Source organism: Alcanivorax sp. 1008 (assembly GCF_020667895.1).
Lineage (GTDB): Bacteria > Pseudomonadota > Gammaproteobacteria > Pseudomonadales > Alcanivoracaceae > PGZG01.
Genome location: NZ_JAFMPS010000077.1, coordinates 1 through 1,113 on the forward strand (window position 1 = coordinate 1; position 1,113 = coordinate 1,113).

General features: G+C 53.9%; 1 protein-coding gene. It reads left to right on the forward strand.

The window, feature by feature from the left end; all coding sequences use genetic code 11:
- Nucleotides 1–1,049, forward strand: a 1,049-nt coding sequence (gene pilQ / locus J1C54_RS16835) for a type IV pilus secretin PilQ (RefSeq protein ID WP_229150014.1), incomplete at its 5' end; no start/stop codon positions are given.
- Nucleotides 1,050–1,113 lie beyond the last annotated feature (64 nt).

Here is a 1,113-nt window from a genome sequence, read left to right on the forward strand (position 1 = left end):
AGCTGGAAAGTCAGAAGAAAATTGAGGCGCTGGCGCCGCTGCGTACCGAGTATGTCCGTGTGAACTATGCCCGCGCTGCAGATCTGGAGAAGCTGATCAAGGCGGAGGGTTCTTTGCTGACTAGCCGTGGTTCCATCGCTATTGATGAGCGCACTAATACGCTGATCATTCAGGACACCGACCGCAAGCTGGAGGAAATTCGCGAAGTCATTTCCTACTTGGACGTTGCGGTACAGCAGGTGTTGATTGAGGCGCGGGTGGTAGTTGCCAGCACCGACGTAGCCAAAGAGATGGGTGTTCGCTGGGGTGGTGTGGCTTATCAGGGAGGCCGTTTGGGTCGTGATGGCCGTACCCTGGTGTTGTCTGGTAGAAATGACAATATTTACAACTTCTCAGAGGGCGCTACTGACCCTGAAGACGATGGTAGCTTCACCTACGAGATCCAGCGCCCCCAGGATGCTGTGGTCGACTTCGGCGTGGTGAATGATGCTGCGAGCCGCTTCTCAATCGGTATGGTGGATGTGAATGCCGGGGTTATTGACCTCGAACTGTCCGCTCTGGACTCGGAAGGCCGTGCAGAGTTGGTAGCCACTCCAAAGGTTCTGACTGCTGATCAGCAGCCGGCGTTGATTGCATCTGGTCAGCAGGTTGGCTATCAGAAGGCAACCTCAAGCGGCGCGACTGCGGTTGAATTTGTTAATGCCGAGTTGCGTCTCGAAGTAACTCCTGCAATTACGCCGGAAGGCAAAGTAATTATGCAGATTAAGGTGAACAACGACCGGATTAGCGGTTTCACTGCTGGCGGTACGATTCCGTTGCTTGATACTAATCGTATCGAAACTGCGGTTCTGGTGGGTGATGGAGAGACAGTTGTTCTGGGCGGCATTTTCCAGGAGAACGTTACCAAGGCTACCCTGAAGACGCCGTTCCTGGGTGACCTGCCCTGGATTGGTCGTCTGTTCCGCAAAGACGTCAATAACAATACCAAGCAGGAATTGCTGATCTTCATCACTCCCCGCCTGATCAAGGATGCGGTGGCCGGGAAGTGATGCGGGAAGCATGAGTGAAGACACACCAAGTATTTTCCTGATTGGGCCCATGGGTGCTGGAAAG